The organism is Pseudodesulfovibrio sediminis (assembly GCF_020886695.1).
Lineage (GTDB): Bacteria > Desulfobacterota > Desulfovibrionia > Desulfovibrionales > Desulfovibrionaceae > Pseudodesulfovibrio > Pseudodesulfovibrio sediminis.
The window spans coordinates 643,499-661,461 of record NZ_AP024485.1 but is presented as its reverse complement, the minus strand read 5'-3'; the positions used below and the strand labels follow the sequence as shown (position 1 = coordinate 661,461).

Sequence of the window (17,963 nt, the reverse complement as noted above, 5' to 3'; positions counted from 1 at the left end):
AAACTTGAACCAATCAACTCTCTACGTCTTTCTCTCAAAAAACAGGCCCTTTTGGAATTCCACATTCCAAAAGGGCCTGAAAAAGTCATGTAACCAGGTCCGCTAGTTAAGTATATACCGTTTGGGGTTGACCGGAACGCCATTCAAGCGAACTTCGTAATGAAGGTGCGGGCCAGTGCTTCGCCCAGTATTGCCGACATAACCGATGAGTTCGCCTCTGGTGACCACCTGGCCGGATTTGATGGCAATGCGGTGCAGATGCGCAAAACGGGTAGCCAGGCTGGCATTGTGTTTGAGTCTGATGGATAAGCCGTATGAACCATCACGACCGGAAAAGGTCACAGTGCCTCGGGCCGGAGCGTAGATCGGCGTGCCGCGCGGTGCGGAAATATCAATGCCTTTGTGGAATTCTCTTTTGCCGGTGAAGGGAGACGTTCTCCAGGCGAAGCCAGATGTTACCCAACCGGAAGTAGGCCAGATGGAAGGGGTGGCTTCAAGGATGCTTTTGTTGTTCCGCAGGGTATGCATGATCTCCTGCTGACGTACTTCCTCAAGCCGGGCTTCCATATTCAACTGACGAAGAAACTCGTGCATTTTGCGAGCCAGAAGTTCCTGGCGATACAAGGGGAGGTAGTCCTTTGAGAAATTCTCGTTGGTAGATCCACCCTTGGGGGCCGATGCCTGACTGCCGTCCTGATCGAGATTGATCATGACACGGAGTTTGGAATCAAAGTCCCGAATACGACCGAGGTTCTTTTGAATTGCGGTAATTTTTTGGGAAAGGGAGAGAAGCTGGGTTTTTTGTTCCTGGACAGTCTTTTCTGCGATCGAAAGGCCTTGCTCGACTCGGGCATGCTGCGCATATTTTTTCCAGAGAACAACATTGCCGGCGGCCATAGAGACTGTAAGGAAGAAAAGCGCAACAATAAACCAACCTTTCAGTTGGAATTTTTTGCAAGTTCCCTGTTTGTCTTTGAATACGACTATATGATAATTTCTGAAAAGCATTGCCTTTCCAGTTGGTTATTAAAAATTATACAGAAAACAATCTGCAACTTTGAGTGTTATTAGTCTAGACTTTTTTTCTTGTCAAGTCAACCTGTTGGCGAGTTATTGCATTGAACACGTTGTTTTTTATACGTTTATCATTTTTCCACATGCTCTTCAACCAATCATGAATTTCATCGCGTTTTGTCTCTCCATTCGAAGGGCATATGTTTTTCCAGATGGGCAATTCCCATTGTTTCGATGCTGTTATGACGGTTTTTTTATCCAACAGCATGGTCGGGCGGATGACCTGAAGTTTGCCGTCAAAAAATGGTTCATTGACACCAAGGCCCGCAACGCGGCCGTTTTGGAAGATATTCATGAAAAACGTCACGACGTTGTCGTCGGCGTTATGGCCGAATGCCAAGTGCGTCAGGTCATAGTCTCGGCATAGTTCGAAGAGTCGTTTGCGCCGTTGCATGGCGCAGTAGAAACAAGGGGAGTTCTTGCGGTTTTCCTCGGTGTGGGCGCGGGGGCCGAAATCCGTGAGCTCTATGTGGGCGGAGAGGCCGTTTTCGGCGCACCAGTCAACCAACGGTGCGTGCGAAGTCGCGTCAAAGCCCGGATTGATATGCAACACCATTAATTCGACAGGAAAGGGCATGATGGCCTGGCGGATGGTGAGCACCTTGAGCATGAGAAAACTGTCAACGCCGCCGGATATGGCCATCCCGATACGGGAACCGGGGGAGACCATTTCGGTTTGCTGCATGAGTTTGCCTGTGGCGGACACGCATTTTTTTTGCGCAAAAGTAAGTTTGCCCCATGAGGCCATTTCGTTTTCTCCCGTCATTTTTTTTGAAATGAAATGCAAGACCAGATCAGGCAGATAGTGTATTCTTTCTTGACTTGCAAGAGGCCATAGGGCATTTTAACAAGCTTTCTTGCCGGGTCAGAATGGCCGGTGTTGACCACAGGTTTCCATATTGGGGAGCACCTGAATTGAAACGGACTCTGTATATCATACTCTTGTTGCTGGTTGTCGCTTCGGCAGTTGGCGTCTACTGGTATGTTTCACGGGAGGCTCGTAATAGTGATGTGTCAGAGTGGCTCTCAAGATCGCTTGATGGTGTCGCATCCATGCATGCGCAAGGCGTGGATGGATCATACACATTACAAAGAGTAAAAGGCGAGAGGCGATGGGAGGTTTTGGCTTCCGGTCTCTCATGGAATGTTAAAACCCGTGGCATGCGCGGGAAGATTGACAATTATTTTTCCCGGCTGTCGGTGTTGACCCCCCTGCGTGTCTTTGGAGATTACGTTTCGGGAAAAGGGGCGAAATATGGTCTGGATGAGGCTGAGTTCAAGATCATCCTGCAGTTTGTTGATGAAACCAAACTGCCGCTGACCATTCGTTTTGCTCGGGGAGTAGGGGGCAGGGTTTTTGGATGGAATTCGGAAAACCCGACTTTTGTCTATGAATTCGATCCGGCAGTACTTGGGCAGTTTGCCTTTTCGGCGCCATATTTTTTTGATGCCAGGGTGTTTAATTTTGTTGAGAAGGATGTGTCCCAAGTACAGCTTGTCCAATCGTTCGGATCGAGCTGGCTGGTTCGGAAGCAGGGTGAGAAATATATTTTCAGTCTGCCTGGCTACCTGAAGGGGAAGGACGCAGCCGGCTCTGAGATAGAGCTGTATATCCATACCTTGGCCCTGCTTCGTGCGAGCAAGATGATCCTGGCTCCGGTTGCGGTTGAAAAGAGTATTTCGGCTTTGACCATCAAGGTGTTGAGCAGAGGCAGGAAAGAGCCGGATGTCGTCGAGTTCTTTACTATAGAAGATGACCCCAGTATGTATATGGGGAAATCATCCTGGCTGCCCATTCCGTTCTTACTTGATGTCGAATCGGTCAGCCAATTGGTACGGAGCGCGTTTGATGTACAAAACAGAACTGTGGTTGATTTCGATATCGGTTCAGTAGCCAGTTTTGTTGTCGATCACGGAGAACATCGTTATATCATTGTAAGAAAAGATGAAGGATGGCGTGTTCGCGGGGGAGAAAAGAACATTCCCGGCATTGACATGTCACTCTGGAGATTTACTAATTTAACATTTGAGGCTCTGCCTCTCAACAACCTGTCCGATACGGCCGTTAAGGTGATGCGATGTCAGCTTTTGGACAGTGACGGGAAATTGATACAGGCGATGAACTTTTACGTTGATCCGAATCTGCCCACGGGGCAGTGCTGGATGAAAAGCGGTGACGGGATGTATTATCCTGTTTCCAGCCGTTTGTTGAGAGACCTGCAAGGCATGTTTCCAACAGGTAACGGCAATAAATAGAACTTTGCTTCCATGAGAAGAAGGAGAATACCATGGCACGAATTACTGTAGAAGATTGTCTGGCACAAGTGAGTAACCGTTTTCTTATTACCCAGATGGGCATCAAACGCGTGAAGCAGTATCGCGAAGGATACGAGCCTCTGGTTGAGTCCAACAACAAGGAAATCGTCAACTCTCTGCGTGAAATTGCCGCAGGCAAAGTTGTCCCCGATGGTCCTATCCCCGGAGTCAATCTCGAGAACGACACACCTGAAAAAGCCTAAGTATAATTCACATGTCCAAACGCGATTACTATGAAGTCCTGGGCGTCGCTAAGAGCGCCTCTCAGGGTGAGATCAAGACGGCTTATCGAAAGTTGGCTTTCAAGTTCCATCCCGACCGCAATCAGGATGACCCTGAAGCTGAATCAAAGTTCAAGGAAGCCGCTGAGGCGTATGAGATTCTCGGTAATGACGAGAAACGGCAGACCTATGATCGATTTGGCCATGAAGGCATGAACGGCAACGGTTTTTCCGGTTTTTCGAGTAACGAGGATATTTTCGGCGCTTTCAGTGATATCTTTGGTGAGGTTTTTGGTTTTTCCAGTGCCGGACGCGGGGCCAACCGTCCCCGGGCTGGTTCTGACCTTCGATACAACCTTGAAATCTCTTTCCGCGAGGCGGCCAAGGGCGCTGAGGTCAATATTGAGATTCCGGTTGAGACGACCTGTGAGTCCTGTGATGGCAGTGGGGCGGCCCCCGGGTCATCCAAGGAAACCTGCCCCCAGTGCGGCGGCGCAGGAACCATGCAGCAGTCTCAGGGGTTTTTCCGTATCTCTGTACCGTGTCCCAGGTGTCATGGTGCGGGGCAGATCATCAGTGACCCCTGTGACGAGTGCCTTGGACGCGGTACGGTCATCAAGGACAAGGACTTGTCCGTTCGTATTCCTGCCGGTGTGGACAATAATTCCCGCCTGCGTCTTCGTGGCGAAGGTGAAGCCGGTATCAACGGCGGGCCTCCAGGCGATCTGTATGTTGTCATTCATGTGGCGCCTGATGATATCTTTGAGCGGCATGGTCAGAATCTGATCATCAGTCGTGAAATTTCCATGGTCCAGGCCACTCTCGGACATCGCCTTGAAGTGCCGACTCTGGATGAGCCTGTCAATCTGGATATTCCCAGCGGCACGCAAAGTGGCGAGGTCTTTCGACTTCGCGAATTGGGCCTGCCGCATCTTGGGTCCACCCATAAGGGCGACCTCCTGATTGAGGTCAAGGTCAAGACGCCGACTCGCGTGACTTCAAGACAGGAAGCGCTCCTGAGGGAGTTTGCCGAGATTGAAGAGGTTGAATCCGGCAAGTTGACCAACAAGGCAAAAGATTTCTTCAAGAAAGCCAAAGACAAGGTGATGGGAGAATAGACATGGCTAACGGTTTTTCTCATATGGATAATGATGGCAACGCCCGCATGGTGGATGTCTCGGCCAAAAATGATTCCCAACGCACGGCCATTGTGCGGTGTTTGGTCCGGGTTTCTCCTGCGACTCTTGCGCTTCTCATGGAGAACGCGTTGCCCAAGGGCGATGTGCTGACGACTGCCAAGATCGCCGGCATACAGGCCGCCAAGAGGACTGCCGATCTTATTCCCATGTGTCATCCTCTCCCGATAAGTTATGTCGACATTCGGTTTACCGTGCATGAAGAGACGGCAACCATTGAAATCGAATGCGAAGTACGCACCACCTACAAGACTGGCGTGGAAATGGAGGCCCTGATAGGTGTCCAGACTGCCGCTGCCACCATTTATGATATGTGTAAGGCGGTTCAGAAGGATATCGTTATTGATTCCTGTCGTCTTGTTTTCAAATCAGGTGGGAAAAGCGGTACCTTCACTGCCGAATAAATCTGATTGTATATACCAAGAAAAAAGCCGCCTTCCATTTGGAAGGCGGCTTTTTTCTTGGTCGTATAAGTGATTACCAGACCGAGCGGGTCTGCACTCCTTTCTTGGCCATGTATTCTTTGAGTTCCGGGATGGTGTATTCTCCATAGTGAACAATGGAAGCGATAAGCGCGGCCGTGGCTTTGCCCTCGGTAACAGCGTCAACCATGTGCTGGGGATTGCCTGCTCCGCCGGATGCGATGACCGGTATGGTTACGGATTCGGCTATCAGGCGGGTAAGTTCCAGATCATATCCCTGTTTGACGCCATCCGCGTCAATTGAGTTGAGGCAGATTTCTCCGGCTCCAAGCGCTTCACCGGTTTTGGCCCATTCCAGAGCATCTAATCCCATGTATTTGCGGCCGCCGTGAATGACGATTTCAAATCCGGAGGGAATTTCTTCTGAAACATCAACGCGTTTGACGTCCATTCCGAGTACAACGCATTGGGAGCCGAATCGAGCGGCCCCTTCGCTGATGATGTCCGGGTTCTTGACCGCACCGGAGTTGACAGACACTTTTTCCGCGCCGGCAACGAGTACATCGCGCATGTCATCAACAGAGTTGATGCCGCCTCCTACAGAGAAGGGGATGAATATCTGTGATGCGACCTTTTCAACCACGTCCAGAAAAATGCCTCGGGCTTCATGGGAAGCGGTGATATCGTAGAAAACGATTTCATCGGCACCTTCTTCGTAGTATTTCTTGGCTGTTTCAACAGGATCGCCAATGTCCACGTTGCCTTCAAATTTGATGCCCTTGGTCAGGCGACCGTTACGGACGTCAAGGCAGGGGATGACTCGCTTACTCAGCATTGGCGGCCTCCTCGCAGTAGTTGTAGAAGTTTTTCAGCATCTGGAGGCCTGGTCGACCGGATTTTTCCGGGTGAAACTGGACAGCCCACAATCCCTGGCGTCCATGTACGGAACAGAAATCTATGCCGTATCGGGTCGTGCCAATGATAAATTCCTTGTCTGGATGCGGGAAGTAACTATGTACGAAATAAAAATCTGCATCAGGATCGATGCCGGTAAAGAGTTCACACTCTTTCACCATTTCGACCTGGTTCCAGCCCATATGCGGGACACGAATCGTGTTGTCTTCGTAATCCATCCATGAGGGGTTGAACAGGCGGCATTCTCCCGGGATGACTTCCAATGCCTTGGTGTCATTTTCCTCTGAGTAATCAAGCAGGATCTGACAACCGACACAGATTCCAAGTACCGGTTTTTTCTGCCAGATGAGTCCCTTGATGACTTCATCGAGGCCACCGGAATGGAGTTCTTCCATGGCCTGACCTGCGGCTCCGACTCCAGGGAATATGATACCTGAAGCCGAGTTCAGGATCTCCGGGTCGTTTGTAATCTCATTGGGAATGCCCAAGTGCGTCAGCGCTCTGCGAACGCTGGTCTGGTTTCCCGCTTTGTAGTCAAATATGGCGAGCATTGTTCCCTCCACTGTGTACTCGTTATTATACAGCGACTAGTAAATAAAACGGAGGAAAACAAGGGTTTTTTGATCTTGCTAATAATGTTTAATTTATCTTTGAATTGCCGGAATTGGCAAAATGGAGTCTGGAGGGGAGAAAAAAACGTGCAGGAAGGTTACTTGCTCAGTATGCGGAGGAGGAGATCGCCAGCTATGGGACCCAGTTTTCTGCCGAGGCCTTTGAGTCGAATCGGGCGTCCTACTACGAAGTCGTGGGGCAGGGTGACTTCAATCGTGCGTGGTTTTTTCGTGAATTTCTGATCAACAGTAATCCGAATTTTTCGACCGGGAAGAAGGTGTTTCGCTGGGAAATGAACGGTTTGTTCATAGTCCATCTGACTCTTTAGCCATTCTCTTAGGCCTTTGGAGAAGTCGAGGTTGAGCGTCCGTTCGCCCCAGTGAAGCTGGAGTTTTCGTTTTTTTAACTCCAATGGCCCTTTGTAATCAGGCTTTTCCTTTCGAATCTGGCTGTATATGTCTTCAAAGACTTTTTTGGCAAAAGGGTCGCCAAGAATAGTCTTGAGAACTTCTTCTTCCTTATAATAATACTTCTGATTTTTGGCGCGGGTCGATCTGGTGTGTCGCGGCTTGCCCGGGGCGGACTTCTTTTGCTGGCTGGCATAGGCTTTGGCGCCTTGCTCTTTGCTGGCAGTCGGTCCTTCGTTCTGGGGTTTTGATCTTTCGGATGTGGGCGCTCCATTTGGTAGCAATCCCTTTGCCGTGACATAGGCTTCATTGATTTCCCGGAATTTGACGGCAGCGATCGGGCTGGAATTCAGGTCCGGGTGGTATTTGAAGGCGAGCTTGCGGAATGCCGATTTGACCTCATCCAGGGATGCTCCTGATTTGAGGTCGAGTGTTTTGAGACATTCCTGAAGATTCATTCGGTGCGCCTTGGTATTCTTATTCTTCTGAAATCAATGCATTTGGCGAAGTTTCAGGATCATAGCGCAAAAGGTCTTCCTTGTGCAAATACTCACGTCCCTGACGTACGAATTCCTTGTGCCCGGCCTTGGGGTTCACACCGGGACAGTATTCCTGAATCATCTCCCAGCTCATTTCGTCAATGAGGTTGCCTCGGAAATAGGGCCATGCCCTGCAAATATCGGGACGGCCCGGATGCACGCTGCATCCGTCTTTGAAGAAGATGCAGTACAGGTCTTCGCCGACAGTGAGGTGTAGTTTATCGCCACGTTCCTCTGTGTATTTTTCAATCAACTCGGCAACGGTAATGCCAAGCGTTTCAGCAAGGCGTTTCTGGTCTTTGTCGGTCATGACAATCCCACCTTTACCGTGACAACAATGCCCGCACATGCGGCATTCAAAGGCTGTTTCACTCATCTATGTATTCCCATTGCTTGCATTTCAACTTTGGTACAGCGGTCTTCAACAACCGTAATGCCGGAATCGGCGAGGATTTTTTGCGCTTCAGGACTGGTTATTCCTGATTGCATCCAGAAAATTTTTGGCAGGGGACTCATGTCGAGCACTTCCCGTGCGTGCGCCGGGCAGAATTCCGAAGCCCGAAAGATGTCCACCATGTCCACTGGAATAGGGATGTCGTTGACAGTCGGATATGTGGTCAGTCCCCACACGCCCCGGCGTTTGGGGTGTACCGGAATGACAGTGAATCCCATTGAAATAAGGGCGTGTCCCACCATATCAACCGGGCGCCCGGGTTTATCCACTGCCCCTATAACCGCTATCGTCTTGACCTCACGGAGAAGGGGAGCTAGCTCTTGCATGTCGATCAGCATTGTTTATTCCTCATATGATTGGAACGTTCTTGTACAGCAAACGCTTCCGGTTGCCTAGTTGTTATATAAGGAGACCCCATGTTTGAAGCTCTTTCCCGTGTACCCGCAGACGAATTAAGGCGCCGCCAGAATGCGGTCCGTGCACACCTGCACACCATCGCTCCCGGTGCGGGTGGAATTCTCGTCTTTTCACGACTGAATATTTATTATCTCACCGGTACGTTCGGCCAGGGGGTGCTCTGGCTTCCATTGGAAGGTAAGCCTGTTCTATTGATTCGCAAGGGTGTCAGCCGTGCGAAGCTGGAGACCAGCCTTGACCATATTCTGCCGTTCAAGTCCTACTCGGAGCTTCCCGGGTTGTGTGCAGACGCAGGCAGCCCTTTTACCTCGACCATCGCAGCAGTCATGGCCGGTTTGTCCTGGCAATTGGGGTCCCTTTTGGCAACCAAGCTGAAAGAATACACCATCGTGCCGGGAGACCATGCCGTGGCTTTGGCCAAGATGGTCAAATCTGAATATGAACTGCGTATCCTGCGTGAGTGCGGAGCGCGGCATCACCGTTGTCTATACGATATTATTCCGCAAAAGATCAGACCCGGTATGACCGAACGGGAAATTGCCCACACTGCCTGGGAAGCGTTCTTCTCGGAGGGGCATATGGGGATCATGCGTATGCAGGCACATGGCGAGGAAATCTTTCTGGGACACGTCGCAGCCGGTGATTCCGGGAACTATCCCAGTGGATTCAACGGGCCGTTGGGATTGCGCGGCGAACACCCGGCCTCGGCTCTTATGGGGAATGAAAAGAAGATCTGGAAGATGGGCGAACCGCTTATGCTCGATATCGGCTTTCAGCTTGAAGGGTACCATACGGATAAGAGCCAGTCGTATTTTGCCGGTTCGGAGTCGGCCAAGAGTGGTGCCATCAGGGAAGGGCATGATTTCTGTATTGCAATGCAGGACTGGATGTGTGCGACAGCCAAGCCCGGCGTTACTCCGCAAGAACTGTATCTATACTGCATCGAAGAGGCGCAACAGCAAGGTTTTGCCGAAGGGTTCATGGGATTGGATGATAATCAGGTCCCGTTTGTGGGACACGGTATCGGTCTGACCATTGATGAATTTCCCCCCATTGCCAAAGGCTTTGATTTTCCGTTTGAGAAGGGCATGGTGATTGCTCTGGAACCGAAGCAAGGCATCCGCAATGTTGGTATGGTGGGCGTGGAGAATACGTTTGAAATCACGGAAGATGGCTGCCGGTGCATCTCCGGCGATGCATATGATATGATTCCGGTCGAGTAAGCTGTCGAGCAAGTTGTGAATACATGTATTCACTGAGAATGATAAGAAAAGGCTCCCATTCGGGAGCCTTTCTTGTTCGCTATTCGGTTTCTGTTGATTTGTCAGTGTCTGTTTTATCAGTGGCCGGTTCATCTTCTTTCATCTTGCCGAGATACTCGGGGAGTTCAAGCCCGGCCATTTTGGTAATGTCCTGAAGTGGTGGAAGGCTTTTGACCATGTTGGAAAAGAAGTTGGCCGTTGAGGTGGAATCCCCGTTGCCGCCACCGTCCCAGACGGTGACCTTGTCAATTTTGAGGTTCTTGATGGCCTCAATTTGTGTTTCCACGATGTTTTCGAGTTTTTCAAGCAGGAGCATGGTGGCAGCCGCTTTGGCGTCACCGCCAGTACTATCGACCAACACGCGGTAACCTTCAGCCTTACCTTCAAGAACCTGACGGATACCCTTGGCTTCAGCTTCGTATTGCATGAGCGTCGCGTCCGCTTTACCTTTTGCCTCTCGTCTGATCTTTTCGGCTTCGGCCTCGGCTGCGATTTCAACCTTTCTCTTTTCGACTTCCTGAACCGCAACTTCTTCGGCATTCAGTCGTTCAAGTTCTGCCAGATATTGCGCTTTTTGAATTTCTGCTTCGGCTTGGCGTTTGGCGACCTCTCCCTGTTGAAGGGCTTCGGCCTGCTTTACATGCAGATCAGCATTGGCCTGGGCGATTTCCGCCTTGGACTTGTTCTCACCCGAGACGGCTTCCGATTCCTGGCTTTGAACAAAGATACGCTGATCGGCTTCGGCTTTCTTTTTACCTTTCACAGCTTCGGCCAGGTTCTCAGCGACTTTGATCTCCATTTGGCGGTTGGCGTCAGCTTCACCGATGGACGCGTTGGATTCCTGTTGCTGTATGAAGATACGTTTGTCCGCTTCGGCTTCTTTCTGCCCCTTTTCCGATTGTGCGGAATTCTGGGCGACCTTGATGTCTTTTTCCTTGTAGGCACTGGCCTCACCGATGGCGCCGAGCTTGTCCTGTTCAGCCACATCAACCTTGGCCTGGTTGATGGCTTCGGATGCGGCTTTTTTACCGATGGAGTCAATGTAGCCGGATTCGTCGGTGATATCCGTAATGTTTACGTTGATCAGATACAGACCGATCTTGTTGAGTTCGGGGGAGACGTTTTCGCGAATGGATTCAAGAAAGCTCTCACGGTCCTGGTTGATCTGCTCAATGGTCAGGGAGGCGACAGTCAATCGTAATTGACCGAAGATGATTTCCATGGCCATTTCTTCGATTTCCTGCTGCGCCTGATTCAGCAATCTTTCCGCAGCATTTTGCATTATGCCGGGTTCGGTGCTGATGCCGACAGTGAATGTACTGGGCACGTTGATGCGGATGTTTTGGAGCGAAAGCGCTTTTTGCAAGGGGATTGCAATGGTCATGGGGGTCAGGCTCATGTAGCTGAAGTCCTGAATTAACGGCCAGATGATCGTGCCGCCACCATGAATACAGCGTGCCGACTGACCTTGTCCGACCTTACCGAAAACAACAAGGATCATATCTGACGGGCACCGTTTATACCGGGATGCCAGGAAGGCGACTGTGGCAACAAGGAGAAATGTGAAGGCTATGACGGGCAGAGCCCACAAGCCAAGACTTGAAATTTCGTAATCCATGGAGACTCCTTTCTAATGGATGGGAGAGACAACAAGGATGTTGCCACTGATTTTGACTACTTGAATGCGAGTGCCGGTTTGGATTTTCTGATTGTCAACGGAAGATGCGTCGTACTCCCGAAGCCGTCCCTGGAATGTGACCATAACGCTTCCGGTCTTATCCGGGTGGATGGTTGTGTAGACTTTGCCTTCGCCGCCAATCGCTTTGTTGATATCTATGGTGCCGCTGCTCTGCATGGACGCCATGAAGGTAAAGAGTTTGCTGATTATCCAGAATGACACGAGCCCCGCAAGCGTTCCGCCAAGCAGGGAGTAGCCGCTGCCAACTTCGCTCTGGCGATACAGGGCGTACCCCACCAGGCCGAACATCATGAGAAAAGAAGTCAGGCCATGAAGCGACAGAAATTTCAGGCTGGCATCAGCATCAAATGAATCACCACCGTCTGGAGATTCGAAATCTGCATGAAGAGTGGCTTCGTCTCCGAAGTCCGCCCCAAGGAATTGCAAGATGAATCTGATGACAAGTGGAATGCCGCCGATCAAGGCGCAGGACAGGAAGAATATATCAAGGCCATTGAGTGAACCAAACCAAAAGTCCATGTCCCAAACTCCTTTATAAAAGTTGATAAACAATTACAGAATGTTTTGTGACAGAGCAAGAAATCTTTGAATATGTGTACACGCTTCAAACAAAAAGCCGCCGCAATCCAATGGGTTGCGGCGGCTTTGATAGAATGTATCAATACTACTCGTATGCGGCCTCATAGATGGCGATGACATCTTCGATGTTCATTTGAACCGGGGTGATATCAAAGAGTGCGCCCATGGTTGTAAGCGCGTTTTCAGCCAACGCGGGGATTTCCTCACGAGTCACGCCGTAGTCGGACAGTTTTTCATCTGCCAGACCAATATCCGTGATCAGGGTGTCCAGAGCATCAAGGAATGCCACACCGCTCACTTCTTCTTCAATGTCTTCCTCCAGCGTGTCACCCATGGCGAGTGCAAGGTCGGCGAGACGTTCTTCGCCACAGGCTGCGAGGTAACCGAAGTACGCCTTGGAGATAAGAACAAGGCCGGCTCCATGAGGCAGGTTCGGGTGGTAGGCAGACAGGGCGTGTTCCAGAGAGTGCTGTGATATGCAGGAAGAGTAGGATTCGCACAACCCGGCTGCTGTGCATGCCCATGCCATGATGGTGCGGGCTTCCAGGTTGTCGCCTTCTGCCACGGCCTGAGGCAGTGTGTGGGCGATGAGGTGTACGGCTTCCAGGGCGAGCATGTCACTTGCCGGCTGGCGGCAGGTGGCAAGGTATGCCTCGGCAGCGTGGAAAAACGCATCCATGCCGGTGTAGGCAGTCTGTTTTGGGGGTACGGAGAGCATCAGAGTCGGGTCTACGATCGACAGCGCCGGGAATGTCGAGTCATTGCCCCAGCCTATTTTTTCCATGGAATCTGTGCCGGATTTGGTGATGACGGTCCAGGGGTCGGCTTCGGTGCCGGTGCCAGCGGTGGTCGGGATTGCAATGATGGGCAGAGCGTCATTTTCCGGGGTCTGACCGCCACCGGAGCCGGACTGCATGTAGTCCCAGTACTTTCCGTCGTTGGTTGTCATGGTGGCGATGGCCTTGGCGGAATCGATGGTGGACCCGCCGCCCAGACCGACAATGAAGTCCACGTTGTTCTCACGGCAAAGGGCTGCGGCTTCGTCCACGGTGTCGGATTCCGGGTTGGGGCGAACCTTGTCAAATACGATGGTTTGGACATCCTGTTTTGAGAGCAGGCTCTGAACTCGGGACAGGTATCCCTGTTTTACCATGACGCCGGATTCGCCAATGACGATCATGGCTTTTTTGCCACGCGGCAGATAGGGCGTGTCGCCGAGTTGGTTGAGGGTGTCAGGGCCGAAAATGACACGGGTGGGCATGAAGTATTGAAAATTGAGCATATGGTTTCCTTTTTTGAGTGCTTCTAAAGTGATTTGAGTATCTTTTCAAGTTGTTCCTGAGTGAACAGATCGCGGAGTACCAGTGGTGAGCCAGCCTTGTCTCCTTTCATGAATATGGCGGCAGTGGGAATGCTTCGACTCCCCAGCGCCATGAGTAACGCTTCGGCGTCAGGGTCTCGTTCTGTCATGTCGACCTTTATGAACGGAATGCTGTATTCGTTTTTCCACTTGTTGACATTTTCATCGGTCATGACCGTGGCTTCCAACACTTTGCAGGTGGGGCACCAGTCAGCGGTGAAATCCACGAAAAGAATTTCCTGGCCAATGCGCTCATTGAGTTCGACTGGGTCAAAAGCCTCCCACGGGGAGGTTTCGATTTTTGCCGGGGCCGTCCACAGGATGGCACCGATCAACAGGACGAGTACACTGAGTCTGATGATCCAGCGACTGAAGAGCTTGGCAGTCTGAGTGCGTACCCAGAGCCATGCGCCGACAATAATGACCCATAGGGGAGCCAGTATGCGCAGGCTGTCGTTCCCAACGGCGATCGCCGCCAGGTAAAAGGCCGTGCCGAGCAGGAAAAAGCCGATGCCTTTTTCCACATATTCGATCCATGGCCCGGATTTGGGAAGGAAACGGGCGAGAGCCGGATTCAGTATAAGGATTATATAGGGAATCGACATGCCGAGGCCAATGGCTATGAAGACGGTAACGATGATGAGTGGGCCTTGGATGAGTGCCCAGCCAAGGACACCGCCAAGAAAAGGACCGCTGCACGGGGTTGCGAGCAATGTGGTCAGCATGCCCGTGAAGAAAGCCTGTTTTCGCGGATTGGTATGCCCTGTTCCGAATTTCAGGTCGATGACCGGCAGGTGAAAGAGACCGAACAGGCTTAATCCAAGCGCGGCCATGATTCCGGCCAGGGTGAATACCAGCCATCTGTATTGGAAGAGTGCACCCCACGCCTTGCCGGTCGCGCCCAGGACCACTGCAAGGACAATGAAAAAACTGAGGACGCCGAGAACAAAAAAGACGTTGTGCTCCCGGAAGGCGTGTTTTTGATCGTCTTTGTCACCAGTCCCGGCATTGAGGAGGGCGCTGAGCTTGAGGCTGACCACAGGCAGTACGCAGGGCATGATGTTGAGGATCAGACCGGCAAGCAGCCCCATGAGCAGAGCGGAGAGTAGGCTGGTGACTTCCAGACCGGGTTGCAGATACTGCGGTGTGAACTTCCAGTCGACAACGGTTGTCTCGCTGTCCGTGAATGTCGTGGCCGGTTGATATTCGTTTTTGAGCGGGGAGAGCTTGAGGAAAGCAGGCCACCATGGTTGTTCCTTGGCCGCGGGCAGTGTCTCCGGAGAGTCGGGGCGCTTGAAGGTCAGATCAAGACGAACCGGAAGACATTTTGTCGGATGGCAAAGGAGAAGGTCAAGTTTGAGCGCTACAGGAAAGTGGCTCTGATCGATGCCTGGAATGAGGGTGAACAAACTGGTGCCGCTGACGTATGCGTCCACCGTGTTGGTCGGATCAAATGTATCCGGTTTTTCCTTGCCTTTGGGATAGAATACTTCCAGTGGGTGTTTATTCGCAGTTGTCGCAGTCAGCGAAGTGGGCTTTCCCATTTCAGCCGGAAGGTTTGAGTAGGCATACCAATCCGGTTCCATATTCATGGTAACGGTCAGTAAAATTGCTTGTGTGTCCTGGGCTTCAAATGTCCCCGCCGGAATGGAGAATGCCTCTACAACCGTTTTCATGGGGACCTTGGACGGCTGTATTTGTGCATGTCCAAGGGTTGAAGCCAGTATGAGCAGCAGAGTGAGAAACAGGGTGGAAATCGGCTTGGTTAGCGACATTGAGGTCCTATGTTAAAAAAGTGAAAATTTGTTGTTGACTTTTCCTGTCTCCACTTATAGTTATTCACTCCGTTGAGCGCAAGCACAACACGAGTGGGTCACTAGCTCAATTGGCAGAGCAGCGGACTCTTAATCCGGAGGTTCAAGGTTCGATTCCTTGGTGACCCACCACTCGAAACACACACCCCGTCAGCAATGGCGGGGTTTTTCTTTGTTTAGTGGAAAGTGACTTTAAAGCGGACCTCTTGCTGGGAATTAATATATGCATGCTAGAATATTACGTATTTCTATGCCTTGGCGCAACGAGCATATATAATTATAATTCTGTCTTTGTATGAAAAGACAAGACGACGTGGTTTTGTAATACTCTATCTTGAAGTTTTTATCCCATTAATTGTTGAGCTGAAAGACAACGCTTAATGCTCGGCATACTTCCTTCATCTTTTCAATTTATGACGTATTCTCAATGAAACAAACGCACTGTTGATAGTTCATCGAGTGTCTGATATCGAAAGTTGTTGATATCCTTAAATGATATGGAGACTCTCATGCGAAATTTTGTGTTGGTGCTGGTAACTTTTGCTCTGCTGATTGGTGCAGGGTGTGCCACGAAAGAAGAAAAGGCAGAGCAGTGCTTTGATAGCTTGAAGATGTTTGAAAGCGGTGGGCTTGAACCAACAAAGTACAATGCGGAACGGTGTCTTGGAGACTGCATTGTTGCTCTGAGAGCTGACCCGAATAATGCAGCACTTGCTATTGCAGCCGGGAAGATACGGCTGGTTTACGGAGCCAAGGATGTGGCCTGTGAAGACTTTGCCTTTGCCAAGATGCTGGGCGATGATTCTGCCTTTCTTGCGTACTGCAATGAGGATGGGAGTCCGAAATGAAAAGGGCACTCATAGCTGTTGTTCTGGTGCTGGCCGTGTGTGCCGGGTGTACTGGTGCGGAGGTCACAGCAGCAACTTGGGGGCATAGCCTGTGGTCAATGACCCCCAACAAATCTTCCAACGGCATGAGCCGGGAAGAGGTGGCAGACTATTGCATTCGGGATGGGGACCGGCTCATGGCTGAGAACAAGCGGGGCCATGCGTGCGGCATGTACAAGCAGGCGGCTGAGAACGGGAAGCCAGAACGGTACCGGACGTATTGTGATTACAATTGGGAGCCTGAGGAATGAGAGTTTTAGTATCGGCTCTTGTTGTACTAATGTTTCTGGTCGGAGCAGCACACGCTCAACTCTCGCCTGATGCAGTACGAGAGCAACTTGCACAAACAGAAGCCGAAGCAATCTATGGGATCAAAATCATACAAGCTTGGAAGAAAGAATTTCCTGATCGCTATCAAGAAGAAGCGGCTATAATCAATTCACTCTCTAGTACCTTGCTTGAGATCTTTTTACTTTCTGAACACGGTAACGATCTTCTGCTCTCAATATCTCTCCATCGCGAGAAAGGGTTTCCATATGTAGCTGAAGTTGTTGCTGAAAGAGCTTTCTCTGAACACATACTCTATCGGTATAGAATCGCCGCTAACCATTTGCGAAAGCATCTTCAGTATCTTAGAGCGAGCGATACCGCGTTAATAGAAGTGATAAATAAGGTTTTCAACAGTGCTATTGCCAGCATCGCTAATTGCGGCGAACTCGTGGACGAGATAAAAACTCCGAATATGTCAAAGAACAAGTGACGCCGCTGTGCGTGCGCTCCAGCCGGAGCCGGATGGGTGAAACCGTTTGCGGGCCGTGGCCAAGCTCTTTTCGCCGACAAATTGACAACTCCGATTCGGGTACATACAGTTTCTCAGCCCAACGTCTGATTGTAGGCTGACCTCTAAACAGTGTTCGAGAAAATTCCGACCATGTCCATGCAATCCCCATATCGTTCTCATGATCGTGCCAGTGTGCGCGGTGCTGCACCTGAGAGTATCCGTACCATTGTGGTGGACGACGAGCCGCCAGCTCTGGATGAGTTGATCTATCTGCTGTCTCGTTTTCCCGACATAGAGATTGTCGCTACGGCTGGGTCGGGCGCGGATGCTGTGGATATTATCACCAAGGCGCAGCCTGATTTAGTCTTCCTGGATATCGAAATGCCGGACAAGAACGGGTTTCAGGTGTTGCGGGAGCTTATGGTTTGTGGGCAATTGCCGCTGGTGGTGTTCGCAACGGCATTTGATGAGCATGCTATTCGCGCCTTTGAGGAAAACACCGTGGATTATATCCTCAAGCCCATGTCTCTGGAGCGGCTTGGCAAGACCATAGAACGTGTACGTTCCCTGCTTGCCAAACCAGAGGGCGGCCATGGCGAGGGGAGGCTTGAAAGTCTGCTGGCCAAGGTCGGTCTTGTTTCGGCAGGAGCTATCGGAATTGTGCGTATTCCAGCCGAGGATGAAGGACGCAATGTTCTGCTTACCCCGGATGAGATTCTCTATTTCAGCCTTCAGGATCGTCGGGTTTTGGCCCATACAGCCAAAGCGGCCTATCCCTGCGGTCTGGAGCAATCGCTGGACAAGATAGAAGAGCGGCTGTCCGGTTTTAACTTTTTCCGCGCCAACCGTGGCGAACTCATAAATCTTAATTTCGTACGCAGCTACACCCCTTGGCATAGCGGCAAATATATCATCACCATGCGTCATCGGGAGGCCACGGAAATCGAACTGAGCAAGAGCCGGGTCCGGTTTTTCAAAGCGGCTCTGGGTATATGATCTTCCTTACAA

General features: G+C 50.9%; 20 protein-coding genes and 1 tRNA gene. 10 read left to right on the top strand and 11 right to left on the bottom strand.

Annotated elements, in window-relative coordinates; genetic code table 11:
- Positions 1 to 102: 102 nt before the first annotated feature.
- Together SRBAKS_RS03285 and SRBAKS_RS03280 are read right to left on the bottom strand one after the other, a co-directional pair.
- A complete protein-coding gene (locus SRBAKS_RS03285) occupies positions 103 to 1,008 on the bottom strand; it encodes a M23 family metallopeptidase (protein WP_229593629.1) in 906 nt (301 codons plus the stop codon).
- Positions 1,009 to 1,072: 64 nt separating this feature from the next.
- The gene (locus SRBAKS_RS03280) at positions 1,073 to 1,822 is read right to left on the bottom strand and encodes a tRNA lysidine(34) synthetase (RefSeq protein ID WP_229593627.1); all 750 of its coding nucleotides are present in this window, start codon (positions 1,820 to 1,822) and stop codon (positions 1,073 to 1,075) included.
- A 167-nt stretch (positions 1,823 to 1,989) separates the two neighbouring features.
- Between SRBAKS_RS03280 and SRBAKS_RS03275 the strand changes: the two genes are divergently transcribed.
- From SRBAKS_RS03275 to moaC, 4 genes are read left to right on the top strand one after another with little or no spacing between them, the layout of a single operon-like run.
- Positions 1,990 to 3,330 carry a DUF4340 domain-containing protein gene (locus SRBAKS_RS03275; RefSeq protein ID WP_229593625.1) on the top strand — a complete coding sequence of 447 codons (1,341 nt, stop codon included), beginning with the start codon at positions 1,990 to 1,992 and terminating at the stop codon, positions 3,328 to 3,330.
- A 32-nt stretch (positions 3,331 to 3,362) separates the two neighbouring features.
- Positions 3,363 to 3,593 carry a DNA-directed RNA polymerase subunit omega gene (gene rpoZ, locus SRBAKS_RS03270; RefSeq protein ID WP_229593623.1) on the top strand — a complete coding sequence of 77 codons (231 nt, stop codon included), beginning with the start codon at positions 3,363 to 3,365 and terminating at the stop codon, positions 3,591 to 3,593.
- A gap of 11 nt (positions 3,594 to 3,604) precedes the next feature.
- Positions 3,605 to 4,729 carry a molecular chaperone DnaJ gene (gene dnaJ / locus SRBAKS_RS03265; RefSeq protein WP_229593621.1) on the top strand — a complete coding sequence of 375 codons (1,125 nt, stop codon included), beginning with the start codon at positions 3,605 to 3,607 and terminating at the stop codon, positions 4,727 to 4,729.
- 2 nt (positions 4,730 to 4,731) lie between these two features.
- Complete coding sequence (gene moaC, locus SRBAKS_RS03260) at positions 4,732 to 5,211, top strand: cyclic pyranopterin monophosphate synthase MoaC (RefSeq protein WP_229593619.1); 480 nt, start codon at positions 4,732 to 4,734, stop codon at positions 5,209 to 5,211.
- A gap of 73 nt (positions 5,212 to 5,284) precedes the next feature.
- On the opposite strand, the gene hisF is transcribed toward moaC, so the two are convergent.
- From hisF to SRBAKS_RS03235, 5 genes are all read right to left on the bottom strand, one after another.
- Positions 5,285 to 6,064, bottom strand: a complete 780-nt coding sequence (gene hisF / locus SRBAKS_RS03255) for an imidazole glycerol phosphate synthase subunit HisF (protein ID WP_229593617.1) — start codon at positions 6,062 to 6,064, stop codon at positions 5,285 to 5,287.
- Positions 6,054 to 6,695: an imidazole glycerol phosphate synthase subunit HisH gene (hisH, locus tag SRBAKS_RS03250; RefSeq protein ID WP_229593615.1), complete on the bottom strand. Its 642-nt coding sequence runs from the start codon at positions 6,693 to 6,695 to the stop codon at positions 6,054 to 6,056. The genes hisF and hisH overlap by 11 nt, the downstream gene beginning before the upstream one ends.
- A gap of 158 nt (positions 6,696 to 6,853) precedes the next feature.
- The gene (locus SRBAKS_RS03245; protein ID WP_229593613.1) at positions 6,854 to 7,621 is read right to left on the bottom strand and encodes a DnaJ domain-containing protein; all 768 of its coding nucleotides are present in this window, start codon (positions 7,619 to 7,621) and stop codon (positions 6,854 to 6,856) included.
- 19 nt (positions 7,622 to 7,640) lie between these two features.
- Positions 7,641 to 8,078, bottom strand: a complete 438-nt coding sequence (locus tag SRBAKS_RS03240) for a YkgJ family cysteine cluster protein (protein ID WP_229593611.1) — start codon at positions 8,076 to 8,078, stop codon at positions 7,641 to 7,643.
- Entirely contained in the window at positions 8,075 to 8,494 is a 420-nt protein-coding gene (locus tag SRBAKS_RS03235; protein ID WP_229593609.1) for a CoA-binding protein, read from the bottom strand. The genes SRBAKS_RS03240 and SRBAKS_RS03235 overlap by 4 nt, the downstream gene beginning before the upstream one ends.
- Positions 8,495 to 8,572: 78 nt before the next feature.
- Between SRBAKS_RS03235 and SRBAKS_RS03230 the strand changes: the two genes are divergently transcribed.
- The gene (locus tag SRBAKS_RS03230) at positions 8,573 to 9,796 is read left to right on the top strand and encodes a M24 family metallopeptidase (protein WP_229593607.1); all 1,224 of its coding nucleotides are present in this window, start codon (positions 8,573 to 8,575) and stop codon (positions 9,794 to 9,796) included.
- 79 nt (positions 9,797 to 9,875) lie between these two features.
- Here the strand turns inward: SRBAKS_RS03230 and SRBAKS_RS03225 are convergent, their stop codons facing one another.
- From SRBAKS_RS03225 to SRBAKS_RS03210, 4 genes are all read right to left on the bottom strand, one after another.
- A complete protein-coding gene (locus SRBAKS_RS03225) occupies positions 9,876 to 11,453 on the bottom strand; it encodes a flotillin family protein (protein WP_229593604.1) in 1,578 nt (525 codons plus the stop codon).
- 12 nt (positions 11,454 to 11,465) lie between these two features.
- Complete coding sequence (locus SRBAKS_RS03220; RefSeq protein ID WP_229593602.1) at positions 11,466 to 12,053, bottom strand: NfeD family protein; 588 nt, start codon at positions 12,051 to 12,053, stop codon at positions 11,466 to 11,468.
- A gap of 145 nt (positions 12,054 to 12,198) precedes the next feature.
- Entirely contained in the window at positions 12,199 to 13,395 is a 1,197-nt protein-coding gene (locus SRBAKS_RS03215; protein WP_229593600.1) for an iron-containing alcohol dehydrogenase, read from the bottom strand.
- A 23-nt stretch (positions 13,396 to 13,418) separates the two neighbouring features.
- Positions 13,419 to 15,248 (bottom strand): protein-disulfide reductase DsbD family protein, encoded by a 1,830-nt coding sequence (locus SRBAKS_RS03210; RefSeq protein ID WP_229593598.1) that lies wholly within the window; start codon positions 15,246 to 15,248, stop codon positions 13,419 to 13,421.
- Between the two features lie 95 nt (positions 15,249 to 15,343).
- Here SRBAKS_RS03210 and SRBAKS_RS03205 point away from each other — a divergent pair.
- From SRBAKS_RS03205 to SRBAKS_RS03185, 5 genes are all read left to right on the top strand, one after another.
- Positions 15,344 to 15,419: transfer RNA gene (locus SRBAKS_RS03205), tRNA-Lys, on the top strand.
- A gap of 377 nt (positions 15,420 to 15,796) precedes the next feature.
- Positions 15,797 to 16,135 carry a hypothetical protein gene (locus SRBAKS_RS03200; protein ID WP_229593596.1) on the top strand — a complete coding sequence of 113 codons (339 nt, stop codon included), beginning with the start codon at positions 15,797 to 15,799 and terminating at the stop codon, positions 16,133 to 16,135.
- Positions 16,132 to 16,425 carry a hypothetical protein gene (locus SRBAKS_RS03195; protein ID WP_229593594.1) on the top strand — a complete coding sequence of 98 codons (294 nt, stop codon included), beginning with the start codon at positions 16,132 to 16,134 and terminating at the stop codon, positions 16,423 to 16,425. Before SRBAKS_RS03200 ends, SRBAKS_RS03195 begins: the two co-directional genes overlap by 4 nt.
- Complete coding sequence (locus SRBAKS_RS03190) at positions 16,422 to 16,934, top strand: hypothetical protein (protein WP_229593592.1); 513 nt, start codon at positions 16,422 to 16,424, stop codon at positions 16,932 to 16,934. Before SRBAKS_RS03195 ends, SRBAKS_RS03190 begins: the two co-directional genes overlap by 4 nt.
- A 150-nt stretch (positions 16,935 to 17,084) precedes the next feature.
- Positions 17,085 to 17,951, top strand: a complete 867-nt coding sequence (locus tag SRBAKS_RS03185) for a LytR/AlgR family response regulator transcription factor (RefSeq protein WP_229593590.1) — start codon at positions 17,085 to 17,087, stop codon at positions 17,949 to 17,951.
- The last annotated feature ends 12 nt before the right edge of the window (positions 17,952 to 17,963 follow it).